The sequence below is a fragment of the Mycolicibacterium sp. Y3 genome (genome assembly GCF_051188035.1).
Classification (GTDB): domain Bacteria; phylum Actinomycetota; class Actinomycetes; order Mycobacteriales; family Mycobacteriaceae; genus Mycobacterium; species Mycobacterium fluoranthenivorans.
This window is the reverse complement of the sequence record NZ_JAVQLT010000001.1, coordinates 4,494,824-4,511,419: the sequence shown is the minus strand read 5'-3', so window position 1 is coordinate 4,511,419 and position 16,596 is coordinate 4,494,824. Positions and strand designations below refer to the sequence as shown.

Annotated in this window: 15 protein-coding genes; 12 read left to right on the top strand and 3 right to left on the bottom strand. The window is 68.4% G+C overall.

Annotation, left to right across the window (positions count from 1 at the left end):
• The first annotated feature begins 5 nt into the window (after nucleotides 1-5).
• Genes QN239_RS22050 through mutM form a run of 3 tightly spaced genes read left to right on the top strand, consistent with a single transcriptional unit; the run spans nucleotide 6 to nucleotide 2,114 of the window.
• Nucleotides 6-563, top strand: a complete 558-nt coding sequence (locus QN239_RS22050; RefSeq protein ID WP_499013552.1) for a YceD family protein — start codon at nucleotides 6-8, stop codon at nucleotides 561-563.
• Nucleotides 560-1,252, top strand: a complete 693-nt coding sequence (rnc, locus tag QN239_RS22045; protein WP_499013551.1) for a ribonuclease III — start codon at nucleotides 560-562, stop codon at nucleotides 1,250-1,252. The genes QN239_RS22050 and rnc overlap by 4 nt, the downstream gene beginning before the upstream one ends.
• Nucleotides 1,245-2,114 (top strand): bifunctional DNA-formamidopyrimidine glycosylase/DNA-(apurinic or apyrimidinic site) lyase, encoded by an 870-nt coding sequence (gene mutM / locus QN239_RS22040; RefSeq protein ID WP_499013547.1) that lies wholly within the window; start codon nucleotides 1,245-1,247, stop codon nucleotides 2,112-2,114. The genes rnc and mutM overlap by 8 nt, the downstream gene beginning before the upstream one ends.
• Nucleotide 2,115: 1 nt before the next feature.
• Here mutM and QN239_RS22035 read toward each other — a convergent pair whose 3' ends face one another.
• Nucleotides 2,116-2,781 carry an Rv0361 family membrane protein gene (locus tag QN239_RS22035; RefSeq protein ID WP_499013544.1) on the bottom strand — a complete coding sequence of 222 codons (666 nt, stop codon included), beginning with the start codon at nucleotides 2,779-2,781 and terminating at the stop codon, nucleotides 2,116-2,118.
• A gap of 89 nt (nucleotides 2,782-2,870) precedes the next feature.
• On the opposite strand from QN239_RS22035, the gene QN239_RS22030 reads away from it, so the two are divergent.
• From QN239_RS22030 to smc, 3 genes are read left to right on the top strand one after another with little or no spacing between them, the layout of a single operon-like run.
• Nucleotides 2,871-3,320, top strand: coding sequence for an OsmC family protein (locus QN239_RS22030; RefSeq protein ID WP_499013541.1), 450 nt, complete (start codon nucleotides 2,871-2,873; stop codon nucleotides 3,318-3,320).
• Nucleotides 3,304-3,588: an acylphosphatase gene (locus QN239_RS22025; protein ID WP_170847213.1), complete on the top strand. Its 285-nt coding sequence runs from the start codon at nucleotides 3,304-3,306 to the stop codon at nucleotides 3,586-3,588. Before QN239_RS22030 ends, QN239_RS22025 begins: the two co-directional genes overlap by 17 nt.
• A 26-nt stretch (nucleotides 3,589-3,614) precedes the next feature.
• Nucleotides 3,615-7,199, top strand: coding sequence for a chromosome segregation protein SMC (smc, locus tag QN239_RS22020; RefSeq protein WP_499013538.1), 3,585 nt, complete (start codon nucleotides 3,615-3,617; stop codon nucleotides 7,197-7,199).
• Here the strand turns inward: smc and fni are convergent.
• Nucleotides 7,186-8,232: a type 2 isopentenyl-diphosphate Delta-isomerase gene (fni, locus tag QN239_RS22015; RefSeq protein ID WP_499013536.1), complete on the bottom strand. Its 1,047-nt coding sequence runs from the start codon at nucleotides 8,230-8,232 to the stop codon at nucleotides 7,186-7,188. The two genes, smc and fni, sit on opposite strands and share 14 nt — an antisense overlap.
• A 25-nt stretch (nucleotides 8,233-8,257) precedes the next feature.
• Here fni and ftsY point away from each other — a divergent pair, with 25 nt between their 5' ends.
• The 4 genes from ftsY (at nucleotide 8,258) to QN239_RS21995 (ending at nucleotide 14,016) form a co-directional block, all read left to right on the top strand.
• Nucleotides 8,258-9,595, top strand: coding sequence for a signal recognition particle-docking protein FtsY (ftsY, locus tag QN239_RS22010; RefSeq protein ID WP_499013534.1), 1,338 nt, complete (start codon nucleotides 8,258-8,260; stop codon nucleotides 9,593-9,595).
• 184 nt (nucleotides 9,596-9,779) lie between these two features.
• The gene (locus tag QN239_RS22005) at nucleotides 9,780-11,117 is read left to right on the top strand and encodes an ammonium transporter (RefSeq protein ID WP_499016922.1); all 1,338 of its coding nucleotides are present in this window, start codon (nucleotides 9,780-9,782) and stop codon (nucleotides 11,115-11,117) included.
• Between the two features lie 5 nt (nucleotides 11,118-11,122).
• Nucleotides 11,123-11,461 (top strand): P-II family nitrogen regulator, encoded by a 339-nt coding sequence (locus QN239_RS22000; protein ID WP_003881099.1) that lies wholly within the window; start codon nucleotides 11,123-11,125, stop codon nucleotides 11,459-11,461.
• Nucleotides 11,462-11,541: 80 nt separating this feature from the next.
• The gene (locus QN239_RS21995) at nucleotides 11,542-14,016 is read left to right on the top strand and encodes a [protein-PII] uridylyltransferase (protein WP_499013531.1); all 2,475 of its coding nucleotides are present in this window, start codon (nucleotides 11,542-11,544) and stop codon (nucleotides 14,014-14,016) included.
• Here QN239_RS21995 and QN239_RS21990 read toward each other — a convergent pair.
• Nucleotides 14,013-14,279: a helix-turn-helix domain-containing protein gene (locus QN239_RS21990; RefSeq protein WP_090356887.1), complete on the bottom strand. Its 267-nt coding sequence runs from the start codon at nucleotides 14,277-14,279 to the stop codon at nucleotides 14,013-14,015. The genes QN239_RS21995 and QN239_RS21990 overlap by 4 nt on opposite strands.
• Nucleotides 14,280-14,363: 84 nt before the next feature.
• Here QN239_RS21990 and map point away from each other — a divergent pair, with 84 nt between their 5' ends.
• Nucleotides 14,364-15,131 carry a type I methionyl aminopeptidase gene (gene map, locus QN239_RS21985; RefSeq protein ID WP_499016920.1) on the top strand — a complete coding sequence of 256 codons (768 nt, stop codon included), beginning with the start codon at nucleotides 14,364-14,366 and terminating at the stop codon, nucleotides 15,129-15,131.
• A 116-nt stretch (nucleotides 15,132-15,247) separates the two neighbouring features.
• A complete protein-coding gene (locus tag QN239_RS21980) occupies nucleotides 15,248-16,594 on the top strand; it encodes an HNH endonuclease signature motif containing protein (protein WP_499013528.1) in 1,347 nt (448 codons plus the stop codon).
• Nucleotides 16,595-16,596 lie beyond the last annotated feature (2 nt).

Sequence of the window (16,596 nt, the reverse complement as noted above, 5' to 3'; positions counted from 1 at the left end):
GCGGCATGGCCGCCTCGAATCCGCTCGTCATCGACATCTCGCGGTTGGGGCGCCGTCCCGGCTCGATGATCACGGTGGCCGAGACGGTGCCCTCGCCGTCCCGGATCGGTTTGGACCTCATCCGCATCGAGGCGGGCGCACCCATCGAGCTGGATCTCACGCTGCAATCGGTGTCCGAGGGTGTCCTCGTCACCGGCACGGTGTCGGCGCCCACCACCGGTGAGTGCGTGCGCTGCCTGGAACCGGTGACCGGTCATGTGGCCATCGACCTCACCGAACTGTTCGCCTATCCCGGCAGCACCACCGAGAAGACCACCGAGGAAGACGAGGTCGGTCACGTCGTCGACGACCGGGTGGATCTGGAGCAGCCCATAGTGGACGCGGTCGGGTTGGCGTTGCCGTTCTCCCCGATGTGCCAGGACGACTGCGCCGGATTGTGCCCGGACTGCGGTGTCGCGCTGGCCTCGGCCGAGCCCGGTCACCGGCACGACAAGATCGATCCGCGTTGGGCCAAGCTGGCCGCGCTGAAAGACGATATTTCCGGTCCCGGAGCGGATGCGTGACCGTCGACCGCGCCCCTTTACTCCGCTCGCTCGGCGTCGCCCTTTCCGACGATCTGCTCACCATCGCCCTGACCCACCGCAGTTACTCCTATGAGAACGGCGGTCTGCCCACCAACGAGCGCCTGGAGTTCCTCGGCGACGCCGTGCTCGGGCTGACCATCACCGAGGAGCTCTACCACCGGCACCCCGACCGGGCCGAGGGTGACCTGGCCAAGCTGCGCGCCAGCATCGTCAACACCCAGGCGCTGGCCGATGTCGGGCGGGGACTGGGCGAGCAGGGGCTGGGGGCCTACCTGTTGCTGGGCAAGGGCGAGGAGAGTTCGGGCGGCGCGGACAAGTCCAGCATCCTGGCCGACGGGGTCGAATCCCTTTTGGGCGCAATCTATATCGAGCACGGCAACGTGACGGCCCGGGAAGCCATCTTGCGGTTGTTCGGTGAGTTGCTCGACACCGCACCGACACTCGGGGCCGGCCTGGACTGGAAGAGCAGCCTTCAGGAACTGACGGTCGCCCGCGGTATGGGTGCGCCGTCGTATGCCGTCACCTCCGAGGGCCCCGACCATGACAAGGAGTTCACCGCAGTCGTCGTGGTCGCCGCCGTCGAGCACGGCAAGGGCGTGGGCCGTACCAAGAAAGAGGCCGAACTCAAGGCCGCCGCGGCCGCGTGGAATGCACTCAAGGATGCCTGAGCTTCCCGAAGTCGAGGTGGTACGGCGCGGGCTCGACGCCCATATCGTCGGCCGCAGGATCGCCGAGGTTCAGGTACTGCATCCGCGGGCGGCGCGCCGCCATGAAGGTGGCTCCGCCGACCTGGCGGCCCGGCTGCGCGGTACCACGATCGCGGGCACCGGTCGGCGCGGAAAGTACCTGTGGCTGACCCTCGACAGCGGTGATGCGTTGGTGGTCCATCTGGGGATGAGCGGGCAGATGCTGTTGGGTCCGGTTCCTAACCCCGGGCACCTGCGCATCGCCTCGGTGCTCGACGACGGCACCGAGTTGAGCTTCGTCGACCAGCGCACGTTCGGCGGCTGGATGGTGACGGAATTGGTGAGTGACGATGGCGGAGCCGATGGGGTGCCGCTACCCGTCGCGCATATCGCGCGCGACCCGCTGGATCCCGCCTTCGACCGCGACGGTGTGGTGACGGTGTTGCGGCGCAAGCATTCCGAGATCAAACGGCAGCTGCTGGATCAGACCGTGGTGTCCGGCATCGGCAACATCTACGCCGACGAGGCGTTGTGGCGCGCCCGGATCTATGGCGGCCGGCTGGCATCGGGGCTGCCGCGCAAGCAGCTGGCCGAGGTGCTCGACGCCGCCGCCGAGGTGATGACGGCCGCACTGGCCCAGGGCGGCACCTCATTCGACTCGCTGTACGTGAACGTCAACGGCGAGTCGGGGTATTTCGACCGATCCCTGGATGCCTACGGGCGGGTGGACCTCCCGTGCCGGCGCTGCGGCGCGGTGATGCGGCGGGAGAAGTTCATGAACCGGTCGTCGTTCTACTGCCCGAAATGCCAACCGCCGCCCCGAGTGCGGCGGTCGGCTCTCTGATTCACTGCTTGCGGTTGAACTCCGTGGCGGCGGACATGCAGACTTTCCACTGGCCGGATTCCTTGCGGAAATAGGCGGTGTCGAAGGGGCCGCCGGTGTTCATCCGGGCCGACGCCACATCGCCTTTCACCTTGATATCGGTGGCGGTCACGTCGGCCTTCGGTGCGGTGCTGGGAGCCTCGATACCCTGCAGGATCTCGCCGAGCTGGCTGAGCGCGCCGAACATCCCGGCCTCGGCCTTGCAGAAATACTGCGCGATATCGGAGAACTTGCCCGTGCTGCCCGCGGCGTTGAAATCCTTGACCAATTGCTGGATTTCGGATTCGTCCTTGGACGCCTGCGTGACGCCGCCCGAGCGGAAGACCACGATGCCGCCGATGACGAGCGCGATGACCACGACCACGGCGGCGACGGCGCCGCCGATCAACCAGCCGCGTCTGCGCTTGGGCGGCGGTGCCGGATACGGGTACGGATACTGATATGGGTAGCCGTATCCCGCTTGAGGCGGCACGCCGTATCCGGTTTGAGGCGGATAGCCATACGGCGGGGGCGCGTCGTACGCCGGGTAGGGCACGGCGGGGGCCTGCTGGGGATTCCAGCCCTGCGGATCCCAGCCCTGGGGGCCGGGCCCCTGCGGCCCCGGCTGTTGGGGCGGGTAGTACGTCACGGTCATCGCTCCTGGAGGTGTTGCACTTCACCCTAACGCGGGGTGGGGTCCGCAGCGGGGAACCGCACGTAGCGGGTAGGAATGACGTCATGACAGAACTGTGGGTGGAGCGCACCGGGGTGCGCCGCTACACCGGTCGCAGCTCCCGCGGCGCGGAGGTACTCGTCGGGTCCGAGGACGTCGAGGGTGTGTTCACCCCCGGCGAGCTGATGAAGATCGCGCTCGCCGCATGCAGCGGCATGAGCAGTGATCAGCCACTGCGGCGCCGGCTCGGCGACGACTACGCCGCCACGTTGCGGGTATCGGGGGCCGCGGACCGCGACCAGGAGCGTTACCCGCTGCTCGAGGAGACGCTCGAGGTCGACCTGTCCGGGTTGTCCGAGGACGAGGTCAAACGCCTGCTCGTGGTGGTGGAACGCGCCATCGACCAGGTGTGTACCGTCGGGCGCACCCTCAAGTCGGGCACCGAGGTGAAGTTCGAGGTCGGCGATGAGCCGCTTGCCCGAAGAGCATCGGGGTCCGGTGGACGCCGGCCCTGACGTCCGGCTGAATGCCTGGGTGCACGGTCATGTGCAGGGCGTCGGCTTCCGGTGGTGGACCCGGTCCCGGGCCCTGGAACTGGGCCTGACCGGTTTCGCGTCCAACCGCCCCGACGGCAGGGTGTACGTGGTGGCGCAGGGGCCGCGTCCGGCGTGTGAACGGTTGCTGGAGTTGCTGCGCGGCGGCGGCACGCCGGGGACGGTGGACACCGTGGTCGCGGACTGGGCCGACGCGGGCGAACAGATCCCGGGCTTCACCGAGCGTTAATCCCCTCGACGGTAGGGTTATCCGTCATGCATTTGAAGAGTCTCACGCTGAAGGGCTTCAAGTCCTTCGCTGCGGCGACGACTCTGCGCTTCGAGCCGGGGATCACCTGCGTCGTCGGGCCCAACGGGTCGGGTAAATCCAACGTCGTCGACGCCCTGACCTGGGTGATGGGCGAGCAGGGCGCCAAGACGCTGCGCGGCGGCAAGATGGAGGACGTCATCTTCGCCGGCACGTCCTCGCGGGCGCCGCTGGGCCGCGCCGAGGTCACGCTGACCATCGACAACTCCGACAACGCCCTGCCCATCGAGTACTCCGAGGTGTCGATCACCCGCCGGATGTTCCGCGACGGAGCGGGTGAGTACGAGATCAACGGCAGTAGTTGCCGGCTGATGGATGTGCAGGAACTGCTCAGCGACTCCGGCATCGGCCGTGAGATGCACGTCATCGTGGGGCAGGGCAAGCTCTCCGAGATCCTGGAATCGCGTCCCGAAGACCGTCGCGCCTTCATCGAAGAGGCCGCCGGGGTGCTCAAGCACCGCAAGCGCAAAGAGAAGGCGGTCCGCAAGCTCGACTCGATGCAGGCCAATCTGGCCCGGCTCACCGACCTCACCACCGAACTGCGCCGCCAGCTCAAGCCGCTGGGCCGCCAAGCCGAGATGGCGCGACGCGCCCAGACCATCCAGGCCGATCTGCGGGACGCCAGGCTGCGGCTGGCCGCCGACGATCTGCTCACCCGACAGACCGAGTTCAACGACACCAACCAGGCCGAGACCACGCTGCGCCGCGAGCACGACGCGGTGAACACCAGGCTGGAGGCGGCCACCCTGGAGCTGACCGCCCATGAGTCGGCCGTGGCCGAACTGTCCGAGCGGGCCGACGCGGCGCAGCAGACCTGGTTTCGGCTGTCCGCGCTGGCCGAGCGGGTGAGCGCCACGGTGCGTATCGCCTCCGAACGCACCCAGTTGCTCGACTCCGCGCCGGAGGCGACTCCCGGCCGGGACCCGGAGGCCCTGGAGGCCGAGGCCGATCTGGTCGCCGAGGAGGAACGCCAGCTGCTGGAGGAGCTCGAGGAATCGCGGTACGCACTCGAGGCGGCCCGTGCCGAGCTGGCCGAGCGCGAACGCGTGGCCGCCGAGGCCGAACGGGCGCAGCGCGCCGCGGCCCGCGCCGAGGCCGACCGCCGGGAAGGGCTGGCTCGGCTGTCCGGGCAGGTCGAGACGATGCGGGCCCGCGTCGAATCGACCGATGACGGTATCGCCCGGCTGACCGCGCGTATCGAGGAGGCGGCCGCCCGGGTCGAACACGCCCAGGCCGAGTTCGAGCTGGTCCAGGCCAAGGTGGGTGAACTCGACGAGGGCGAGGTCGGCCTGGACGACCAGCACGACCGGTCGGTGACGGCGCTGCGGCTGGCCGATGAGCGGGTCGCGGAGCTGCAGGCGGCCGAGCGGGGCGCCGAACGTCAGATGGTGTCGCTGCAAGCCCGTATCGACGCGCTGTCGGTCGGCCTGGCCCGTAAGGACGGCGCGGCATGGCTCGCTGAGAATCACAGTGACGGTGGTCTTTTCGGCACCGTGGCCAAGTTGATCCGGGTACGTCCCGGGTTCGAGGTGCCGATCGCGACGGTGCTCGGCTCCGCCGCCGACGCGCTGGCGGCGGAGAACCACGGTGCCGCACGTGCGGCGGTCGCCGCCCTCAAGGAGGCCGACGGCGGCCGGGCCGCGATCGTGCTGGGGGACTGGCCGGTTCGGCCGCGGACCGACACCGGCGCGTTGAACCACGGCGCGCAGTGGGCCATCGACCTGGTGGAGGTCCCGGACCGGCTGCGCGGCGCGATCACTGCGATGCTCGCCGATGTGGCGGTACTGGACGACCTCTCGGCTGCCCTGGATCTCGTTGCCGCGCAGCCGCATCTGCGGGCCGTCACCCTCGACGGCGACCTGGTCGGGGCGGGCTGGGTCAGCGGCGGGTCCGACCGCAAGGTGTCCACGCTGGAGATCGCCTCGGAGATCGACAAGGCCCGCGCCGAACTGACCACCGTGGAGCGGCAGAGCGGCGAGCTGACGGCGGCACTGGCCGGGGCGAAGCAGGAACAGCAGGCCCGCCAGGACGCCGCCGAGCAGGCGCTGGCCGCACTGAACGAATCCGATGCCGCCATCTCGGCGATCTACGAACAGCTCGGCCGGCTGGGCCAGGAGTCCCGCAACGCCGACGCCGAGTGGCAGCGCCTGATCAAACAGCGCGACGAGTTGGAAGCCACCCGGGACGCGACGGTCGAGGAACTCACCGAGCTCGAAACCCGGCTGCACAACGCCCAGCAGGAACCGATGTTCGAGGTCGAGCAGGTGGACCGGCAGGAGCACACCGTGGCCGCCGATGCCGCGCGCGCCACCGAGGTCGAGGCCCGGCTGGCGGTACGCACAGCCGAGGAAAGGGCGAATGCCGTTCGTGGCCGGGCGGATTCACTGCGCCGGTCCGCGGCTGCCGAGCGGGAGTCACGGGCGCGTGCGCTGCGGGCCAGGGAGGCGCGCGAGTACGCGGCGACCGTGGCGGCCGCGGTGGCCGAGTCGGGTCGCCTCGTCGCCGCCCGGCTGGGGGCCGCGGTGACCGCGGCCTCCCGGGTCCGGGACGAGCTGGCCACCGAACGTCAGATGCGCGCCGAGGCGCTGAGCCGGGCCCGCGCCGAGGTCACCGAGCTCGGTGCCCGGATCACCGCGCTCACCGATTCGCTGCACCGCGACGAGGTCGCCAAAGCGCAAGCGGCCCTTCGGATCGAGCAGCTGGAGCAGCAGGCGCTGGAACAGTTCGGGCTGGCGGCCGCCGACCTGATCGCCGAATACGGCCCGCAGGTGCCGCTACCGCCGACCGAACTGGAGATGGCCGAATACGAGCAGGCCAAGGAACGGGGTGAGCAGGTCACCGCGCCGGCGCCGATGCCGTTCGACCGGCCCACCCAGGAACGCCGGGCGAAGAAAGCCGAGCGTGAGCTGTCCGAGCTGGGCCGGGTCAACCCGCTGGCGTTGGAGGAGTTCGCCGCGCTGGAGGAGCGCTACAACTTCCTGTCCACGCAGCTGGAGGACGTCAAGGCGGCCCGCAAGGACCTACTGGATGTCATCGAGGACGTCGATGCGCGGATCCTGACGGTGTTCGCCGAGGCCTACGCGGATGTGGAACGCGAGTTCACCCAGGTGTTCGCCTCGCTGTTCCCCGGCGGGGAGGGCCGCCTGCTGCTGACCAATCCGGAGGACATGCTCACCACCGGTATCGAGGTCGAGGCGCGCCCGCCGGGCAAGAAGGTCAAGCGACTGTCGCTGCTGTCCGGTGGCGAGAAGTCGCTGACGGCGGTGGCCATGCTGGTGGCCATCTTCCGGGCCAGGCCGTCACCGTTCTACATCATGGACGAGGTCGAGGCGGCGCTGGACGACGTGAACCTCCGCCGGCTGCTGGGCCTGTTCGAGCAGCTGCGGGAGAAGTCCCAGCTGATCGTCATCACCCACCAGAAGCCGACCATGGAGATCGCCGACGCACTCTACGGCGTGACGATGCAGGGCGACGGCATCACCCAGGTGATCTCGCAGCGGATGCGCGGCCAGGAACTGGTCACCACGCCGTAGCGCTCACGCCGATATCGCGCAGCACCGAAAGATCGGCCGCGCCGCAGCCGTGCAGGCAGATGCGCAGCTCCGCGATGAAACGCTGCAGCCAATCCTGCACGGCCGCAGCGGATTCGATCGCCGGCACCAGGAGCGGCCGGGCAATGGCCACCACGTCGGCGCCCAGCGCGATGGCCTTGGCGGCGTCCATGCCGGTGCGGATGCCGCCGGAGGCGACCAGCGGCATACCCGGCAGCGTGCGGCGCACCTCCACGAGAGCCTGAGCGGTGGGGATACCCCATTCGGCCAGCTCCGGATCGTTGATCCGGCCGTAGCGGACGAACTGTTCCACCCGGGCCCACGAGGTGCCGCCGGCGCCGGCCACGTCGACGGCGGCGATCGGGATGCCTTCCAGTTGCGCCGCCGCGGCGGCGCCGATCCCGTGGCCGACCTCCTTGAGCAGTACCGGATACCCGATGGACGCGGCGAGTTCGCGCAACCGATCCACCGACCCGGTGAAATCGGTGTCGCCATTGCGTTGGACCGCTTCTTGCAGCGGGTTGGTGTGCACGGCAAGGGCATTCGCGCCGACCTGGCCCAGGGCGTCGGTCAGCTCGGGTAGCACCGCAGGGGTCAGCTGGGCCAGCCCGATATTGCCGACCAGCAGCACGTCGGGGGCCACGTCGCGGACCCGGAACGTCGGCGCCAGATCGTCGCCGAGCATGATCCGCTGCGAACCGAGCATCATGCCGATCCCCAGCGCCTGCGCGGCCGCGGCCAGGTGGCGGTTGATGGTCCCGGACAGCTCGGAGCCGCCCGTCATCGAACCGATCAACACCGGTGCCCGCAGTCCGACGCCGAGGAAATCAGTGCTCAGGTCGATCTCGGCGAGGCTGGTCTGGGTGAGCGCGTTGTAGGGCAGTCGGTAGCGCTCCAGGCCCGTTCGCACCGTCTGGTATTCGACAGGCTCGGACAGACACACGTCGATATGGCGGCGTTTGCGTATCTGAATGCCGTCACCTGGGCCGGACGAGAAGCCGGGGCCGATCGTCATGAGGCCGCCCTGAGACAATGGCGGCGTGTCAGATGCTCTGTGGATCGCACTTGCGGTCATCGCCGTTCTGGTTGTCGCTGCGCTGGTTGTCGGGCTGGTGCGCTACCGGCGCCGGCAGATCACCCTATCGAAGCAGGACACCGCCACCCCGATCGATCGCTCCGGCGGGTACACCGCTGCCTCCGGGATCACCTTTGCCGAGGCGCCTCAGACCTCGACGGGGACCGGCTCGCCGGGGGTGGGCGATGACGCCGCGGTACCCCGCGACGCACCGAAACGCACCATCTCCAATGTGCAGCTGCCCGAGCCGCCGGTCGAGGTGGCCGAACCTGCACCCGTCGCCGAACCCGAGCCCGAGCCCGCGCCGGTCGTCGAGGAGATCGCCCCCGCCCCGGTTGATGGCGGCGTCATCGCGCCGACCTCGGTGGATGGCGGCGCCATTGCGCCGACCGAAGGCCGCCTGGAGCGGCTGCGCGGGCGGCTGGCGAAATCGCAGAACACGCTCGGGCGCGGTGTGCTCGGCCTGCTCGGCGGCGGCGACCTCGACGAGGAGTCGTGGGAGGAGATCGAGGACACCCTGCTGATCGCCGACCTCGGCCCGGTGGTCACCACCTCCGTGGTCGCGGCGCTGCGCGAGAAGATGGCCAGCTCCGGGGCCCGCACCGAGGCCGACGCCCGCGCCGTGCTCAAGGAGGTGTTGGTCGCCGCGCTGCGGCCCGAGCTGGACCGCTCGATCCGGGCCCTGCCGCATGCGGACAAGCCGGCGGTGTTGCTGGTCGTCGGGGTCAACGGCACCGGCAAGACCACCACGGTGGGCAAGCTGGCCCGTGTGCTGGTCGCTGACGGCCGCCGCGTCGTGCTGGGCGCGGCCGACACCTTCCGGGCGGCCGCGGCCGACCAGCTGCAGAGCTGGGCGGTGCGGGTGGGCGCCGAAGTGGTCCGCGGAGCCGAGGGGGCGGACCCGGCCTCGGTGGCCTTCGACGCCGTAGACAAGGGCATCGCGACCGGCGCCGACGTCGTCGTAGTCGACACCGCGGGACGCCTGCACACCAAGACCGGTCTGATGGACGAGCTCGGCAAGGTCAAACGCGTGGTCGAGAAACGCGCCAAGGTGGACGAGGTGCTGCTCGTGCTGGACGCGACGATCGGCCAGAACAGCCTCCCGCAGGCCAAGGTTTTCGCCGAGGTCGTCGACATCACCGGTGTGGTGCTGACCAAACTCGACGGAACCGCGAAGGGCGGCATCGTGTTCCGTGTGCAGCAGGAACTCGGTGTTCCGGTCAAGCTCGTCGGTCTCGGCGAAGGCCCTGACGATCTGGCCCCATTCGAGCCGTCGGCGTTCGTCGACGCACTCCTGGTGTAGGTCATCAGCCGGTAAACCTGCAGCGCGTAACACCGGAGAAACGAAACCGGTCGATCCGTTCACGTGCACGAAACGCCAGCGCGTCGTCGGCGAAACAACTACTCGCCAGAGTTCCCTACCAGGTCAACGGTGCCTAACCGTGGCATGTCGAAGGAGGATGCTGGGAGTGGACGGATTTCCGATGATGGGTATACCGGACACCGGTGATACCGCATGGATGCTGGCCAGTGCCGCACTCGTGTTGCTGATGACGCCAGGTCTGGCGTTCTTCTACGGCGGCATGGTGCGAGCCAAGGGCGTGCTCAACATGATCATGATGAGCATCAGCTCCATGGGCGTGGTGACGGTGTTGTGGGTGCTGTACGGCTACTCGCTGGCCTTCGGCAACGACAAGTTCAACCTGTTCGGAGATCCCACTCAGTACTGGGGACTCAAGAGCCTGATCGGCGGCACCTACCTGCAGCTGCACCCGGAGGACGCGGCGGTCTCCATCCCGTTGGCCGGCACCATCCCTCAGACGGTGTTCGTGGCTTTCCAGGCGATGTTCGCCATCATCACCGTCGCCCTGATCTCGGGTGCGGTGGCCGACCGCCTCAAGTTCGGCGGGTGGTTGCTGTTCTCGGGGCTGTGGGCCACGTTCGTCTACTTCCCGGTGGCGCACTGGGTCTTCGCCTTCGACGGAGTCACCGCTGAGCACGGTGGCTGGATCGCCAACAAGCTCAAGGCGATCGACTTCGCCGGTGGTACCGCGGTCCACATCAACGCCGGTACGGCAGGTCTGGTGCTGGCGATCATCCTGGGCAAGCGTCTCGGCTGGCCCGGAAGCCCGATGCGGCCGCACAACCTGCCCTTCGTGATGCTGGGCGCCGGCCTGCTGTGGTTCGGCTGGTACGGGTTCAACGCCGGCTCGGCGGTGGGCTCCAACGGTATCGCCGGTGCGACGTTCATCACCACGACCGTGGCCACCGCGGCGGCCATGCTCGGCTGGCTGGTCACCGAGCGTATTCGCGACGGTAAGGCCACCTCGCTGGGTGCGGCCTCGGGCATCGTGGCCGGTCTGGTCGCCATCACCCCGTCCTGCTCCTCGGTGAACGTCGTTGGCGCACTGGCCATCGGTGTGATCGCCGGTGTGGTGTGCGCCCTGGCCGTCGGCCTGAAATTCAAGTTGGGCTTCGACGATTCGCTCGACGTCGTGGGTGTCCACCTGGTGGGCGGCATCATCGGTACGCTCATGGTGGGCCTGGTCGCCGCGCCGGAGGCACCCGCGGCCGTCGCCGGCCTGTTCTACGGCGGAGGCTTCGATCAGCTGATCAAGCAGGCCATCGGGGCCGGCGCGGTTCTTGCGTATTCGGCCATCGGTACGGCTATCTTGGCGTTGATCGTGAAATACACCATTGGCCTGCGTCTGGACAAGGAAGAGGAGGCCTCCGGCATCGACGAGTCCGAGCACGCTGAAAGCGGTTACGACTTCGTCGCTGTCGGAACCGGTTCCGTTCTTGGTCGCCACGGCGCGGAGGGATGAGGAAAATGAAGCTGATTACTGCGATCGTCAAACCGTTCACCCTGGAAGACGTGAAGACCGGTCTCGAGCAGACGGGCATCCTCGGGATGACCGTCAGTGAGGTCCAGGGTTACGGGCGTCAGAAGGGCCACACCGAGGTCTACCGCGGCGCGGAGTATTCCGTGGATTTCGTGCCGAAGGTGCGAGTCGAGGTCGTGGTCGATGACTCCGCCGTCGACAAGGTGGTGGACGTCATCGTTCAGGCCGCCCGCACCGGCAAGATCGGTGACGGCAAGGTGTGGGTCAGCCCCGTGGACACCGTCGTGCGGGTGCGCACCGGTGAGCGGGGAGCCGACGCCCTCTGACCGCACGCTGAGCTGAGGGGGTCTCTCCCGGCCAATTGCAGTAATTGACCGTTTGTTAGGTATGGCCGGGGGAGGACCGAATGACAGAGCAGACACCAGATCCCGCTGCCGGAGCGTCCCGATGGGAGGCGCCGGCAGCGGGATCGCTGCGTCCGGCAACGGATCTGGCCAAGGCGTCCGAACAACTGCTGACCGCCGGTGGGCGCCAGCTCGATTCGGCTGCGCTGCGGGCCGCCCTGCTTGATCTCAACGAATTCTGGCTCACCACCAAGGCCACCGAGATCGGCATCACGGCCACGAGTGGTTTCGCGATCGTCGCGACCGGCGGCCTCGGCCGCGGTGAGCTGTTGCCCTACTCGGATCTGGATCTGACGCTGCTGCATGACAACATGCCCGCCGAGATCGTCAGCCAGCTCGCCGACCTGCTGTGGTACCCGTTGTGGGATGCCAACATTCGTATCGACCACAGTGTGCGCACCGTGCCGGAGGCGCTCAATGTGGCCGCCGAGGATGTGACCGCCGGACTGGCGATGCTCGATGCTCGGCATATCGCCGGCGATCAAGAGCTGTCCACCCTGCTGATCGGCGGGGCGCGACGGCAGTGGCGCACCGGTATCGCCCCTCGATTCGAGGAGTTGGTCGAACACGCCCAGGCCCGCTGGCAGCGCAGCGGGCAGATCGCGCACCGTGCCGAACCGGATCTCAAGAACGGCCGCGGCGGCCTACGTGACGTCCAGTTGCTCAACGCGCTGGCGATCGCGCAGCTCGCCGACGTGTATCCCAGCCGGATGCTGGCCTCGCCCACCGGCACTTTGGGTGGCGCGCATCTGGCGCTGCTGAATGTGCGCACCGAGCTGCACCGCATCTCGCGACGCGGTCGGGACCAGGTGCTGGCCCAGTATGCCGATGAGATCGGTGCCTCGCTGCGCATCGGGGACCGCTTCGATCTGGCCCGGATGCTCTCCGACGCGGCCCGCACCGTCAGCTACTACGTGGACGCCGGTATCCGCACGGCAGGGAATGCCCTGCCGCGGCGCGGGTTCGCCGCGTTGCGTCGACCGGCCCGCCGGCCGCTCGACGAAGGAGTGATCGAATTCGCCGGCGAGGTGATCCTGGCCCGCGACGCGCGACCGGAACGCGATCCCGGGCTCATCCTGCGGGTCGCGGCCGCCTCCGCCACCACCGGACTGCCCATCGCCGCCTCCACGTTGAGCCGGTTGGCCGGCGCCGCACCGGAACTGCGTACACCGTGGCCGCGTGCGGCGCTGAAGGACCTACTGGTCATGCTGTCGGCCGGCCCCGCCGCGGTGGCCACCGCGGAGGCGTTGGACCGCACCGGTCTGTGGGGCCGGTTGTTCCCCGAATGGGGTGCGGTGCGCGACCTGCCGCCCCGCGATGTGGTGCACATCTGGACCGTCGATCGTCATCTGGTCGAAACCGTCTCACGGGCAAGTGCTTTCACCACCCGCGTGGCTCGGCCGGATCTGCTGGTGCTGGGCGCCCTGCTGCACGATATTGGCAAGGGACGCGGCGGCGACCACAGTGTCATCGGGGCCGAGCTGGCCACCCAGGTGGGCACCCGGTTGGGGTTGTGGCCCTCGGATATCGAGGTGCTGTCCAAGATGGTGCGGTATCACCTGCTGCTCCCCGATACCGCCACCCGCCGCGATCTGCAGGACCCCAAGACCATCGATCACGTGGTGAACGCCCTCGGCGGTGACCCCGTGCTACTGGAGTTGCTTCAGGCGCTGGCCGAAGCCGATTCGCTGGCCACCGGCCCGGGTGTATGGGGAGACTGGAAGGCTTCGCTGATCGGCGATCTGGTGCGGCGGTGCCGGCTGGTGATGGCCGGTGAGTCGCTGCCGCAGCCCGACCCCATCGATCCGCGTTATCTCTCACTGGCATCGGATGCGGGTGTGCATGTCGACCTCGTCCCGGGCGACGGTGCGCATATTTACAACGTCACGATGATCGCGCCCGATCGCCGCGGACTGCTGTCCAAGGCGGCCGGGGTCTTGGCGCTCAACTCGCTGCGCGTGCACTCGGCGTCGGTCAACAGTCACGACGGCATGGCGATCAACACGTTTGTGGTGTCACCGCATTTCGGGTCGCCACCGGCGGCCGGACTGTTGCGTCAGCAGTTCATCCTGGCGCTCGACGACGAACTGGATGTCATCGAATCGCTGGAACACCGTGATCGGGATGCGGCGAGCAACACCAGGGCGGGGGAGGTCGTGTCCGCCGTCCCGGTGAACCAGGTCAGTGCTCCGCCGCGGATCTTGTGGTCGGAGGGTTCGGGCCCGAACGAGTTCATCGCGCAGGTGCGTGCCGCTGACCGGCCAGGCCTGCTGGCCCGCCTGACCGCGGTGATCGAGCGCGACGGGCTGGATATCGCCTGGGCCAAGGTCACCACCCTGGGCTCGGCGGTGGTGGACGTCTTCTGTATCACGGTTCCGGTACTGACCGAGGAGACGGCTGCACTCCGCCGCGAACTCGAGCGCGACCTGTACGGGGTACTCCCCGCTCCACCGAAGCCGGTGTCCGAGGCCAGCTAACCCGTATGTCGGAGATCGGCCCGGGCGAAGCAGCTCTCGGCCAGCGCATCCAGTGACAACGGCAGCACGCGGGCCAGTGCCGCGATGGTGCTGAACGCCGGGGTGGCCAGCCGGCCGGTTTCGATCTTGCGCAGTGTCTCCGGGGAAATGGCCGCGGCTTCGGCGACTTCGGCGAGGGTGCGGTTGCCCCGCGCCTGACGGAGTTGTTCGCCCAGGCGCTTGCCGGCGGCGAGTTGTTCTGCGGTCAGCGGGAGGCGCACCATGCGGTCAGCCTACCTCGGACTCGGTATGAAAATACCGATCGCTCGGGTACGGTGGTATTTTCATACCGCTCAGGAGGCATGGCTTTGGTGGAGTTGAAGACGGCACACGAGATCGCGGCGATGGACGTCACCGGGACCTTCATCGCCGAGCTGCTCGATGACCTCGCCGGCCGCGCACGGCCGGGGGTGAACCTGCTCGAGCTCGAGGAGCGAGCCCGGGTGCTGATCGCCGAGCGCGGCGCCCAGTCGTGCTACTGGGATTACGCACCGTCGTTCGGGCGCGGGCCGTTCCGCAATGTCATCTGCCTGTCGGTCAATGATGCGGTGCTGCACGGGCTTCCCCATGACTACGTGCTCGCCGACGCCGACCTGCTGACCATGGACATCGCGGTCTCCATCGACGGGTGGGTGGCAGATTCGGCTCGCAGCATCATCATCGGCACCCCGCGAGCCGAAGATCGGCGCTTGATCACGGCCACCGAGGAGGCGCTGGAGGCGGGTATCGCGCAGGCGCTGCCCGGGAACCGACTGGGGGACATCTCCGCCGCGATCGGCGAGGTGGCTGCCGACTACGGATATCTGGTGAACACCGAGTTCGGTGGACACGGCCTGGGGCGGACCATGCACGAGGATCCGCACGTCCCGAACATCGGACGCCGCGGGCGCGGTCTCACCCTGCGTCCCGGGCTGACGCTGGCACTGGAGCCCTGGTTCGCGGCAGGCACCGACCGGATCGTCTTCGACCCAGACGGGTGGACGCTGCGGTCCGCGGACGGTTCCCGCACGGCGCACAGTGAGCACACCATCGCCGTCACCGACGGCGCTCCGCTGGTGCTCACCTCGCGGCACTAGCACTGTCTCTCGGTCGGCGCAACGTCGAATCATGTTGTGCGGGTGGATCTGTGGATGGTTTCTGGGGCTGTGGATAACGTCTGATCTTGTCGGTGGTTCGTACTAGTGTTCGAGTCATGGAGGGTGTGGTCGATCTGGAGGCGGTGCTCGACAAGTTGTCGGGCGCGGTGTTCGACGATGCCTCGGTGGCCGAGTTGCTGGATGTTCAGACCGTGTTGGAGCGGGTGTATCGGCGGGTTCCGGCGATTCAGCATCGGGTGATGGCGGCGGTGAAGGCCCAAGCCAGTCCGGCTGATGTGGGTGCGCGGAGTTGGCGGGATGCGTTGGGGATCCGGTTGCGGCTCTCCCCGCAGGAGGCTGGGCGCCGCCTGGCCGAGGGGGAACTGCTGGCCCCACGGCGGTCGGTGACCGGGGAGCCGTTGGCGCCGGTGTATCCGGGCACTTCGGCTGCGCAGGCGCGCGGGGAGATCACCGGCGAGCATGTCCGCATCATCACCACGACGATGAAAAAGATTCCGTTCGCCGTGGATGAGCCGACCCGCGCCGATGCCGAGGCCCGGCTGGCCGGGTATGCGAGCGCCCATGATCCGGATACGTTGCGCGCGCTGGCCAAGCATCTGCTGGCCGTGCTGGACCCGGACGGGCCTGAACCGAATGAGGATGAGGATGCTGAGCGGGGTGTGGAGCGCCGGACGTTTGTGCTGGGCCCGCAGGACGAGGACGGCAACAGTGAATTCCACGGCACGGTAACTGCGCAGGGGCGGGCGTATCTGGAACCGGTGCTGGGCAAGCTCGCCGGACCGGGCATGTGCAATCCCGCCGATGAGTCCCCGTGCATCAAGGGCGCCCCGTCGCAGGAGACGATCGACGCCGATACCCGCACCCGCGGGCAGCGTCAGCATGACGCGTTGATCACCGTCGCCCGCCATGCGTTGGCTTCGGGTGAGTGGGGTGAGCACAACGGGTTGCCGGTGACGGTGGTGGTGAGCACCACTCTCACCGAGCTGGAAGCCGCGGCCGGGCACGCGGTCACCGCGGCCGGCAGCCGGGTGCCGATGCGTGATCTGATCCGGATGGCCGGGCATGCCCGGCACTATCTGAGCATCTTCGACGAGCACACCGCGGTGCCGTTGTATCTAGGTCGGACCAAGCGGATCGCCTCACCGGGGCAGCGTCTGGTGCTCACCTACCGCGACCGCGGCTGCACCTTCCCTGGATGCCGGGTCCCGGCCTATGGCTGCCAAACCCATCACGCGGTGCAGGATTTCGCCCAGGGCGGCAGCACCGATATCGACCAACTCGTGCTGGCCTGCGGCCCGCACAACCGCCTCGTCAAAGACGGCAGCTGGACCACCGTCATCACCACCACCGGCCACGTCGAATGGATCCCACCACCACTACTGGACACCGGCCAAGCCCGCACCAACCTCTACCACCACCCCGAACGAATCCTGGACGGGTAGCC

Coding starts and splice junctions, on each gene's coding strand:
- QN239_RS22050 (WP_499013552.1), top strand. CDS start 6: ATGGCCGCCTCGAATCCGCTCGTCATCGACATCTCGCGGTTGGGGCGC.
- mutM (WP_499013547.1), top strand. CDS start 1,245: ATGCCTGAGCTTCCCGAAGTCGAGGTGGTACGGCGCGGGCTCGACGCC.
- QN239_RS22030 (WP_499013541.1), top strand. CDS start 2,871: ATGACAGAACTGTGGGTGGAGCGCACCGGGGTGCGCCGCTACACCGGT.
- smc (WP_499013538.1), top strand. CDS start 3,615: ATGCATTTGAAGAGTCTCACGCTGAAGGGCTTCAAGTCCTTCGCTGCG.
- fni (WP_499013536.1), bottom strand. CDS start 8,232: ATGACGATCGGCCCCGGCTTCTCGTCCGGCCCAGGTGACGGCATTCAG.
- QN239_RS22005 (WP_499016922.1), top strand. CDS start 9,780: ATGGGTATACCGGACACCGGTGATACCGCATGGATGCTGGCCAGTGCC.
- QN239_RS22000 (WP_003881099.1), top strand. CDS start 11,123: ATGAAGCTGATTACTGCGATCGTCAAACCGTTCACCCTGGAAGACGTG.
- QN239_RS21995 (WP_499013531.1), top strand. CDS start 11,542: ATGACAGAGCAGACACCAGATCCCGCTGCCGGAGCGTCCCGATGGGAG.
- QN239_RS21990 (WP_090356887.1), bottom strand. CDS start 14,279: ATGGTGCGCCTCCCGCTGACCGCAGAACAACTCGCCGCCGGCAAGCGC.
- QN239_RS21980 (WP_499013528.1), top strand. CDS start 15,248: ATGGAGGGTGTGGTCGATCTGGAGGCGGTGCTCGACAAGTTGTCGGGC.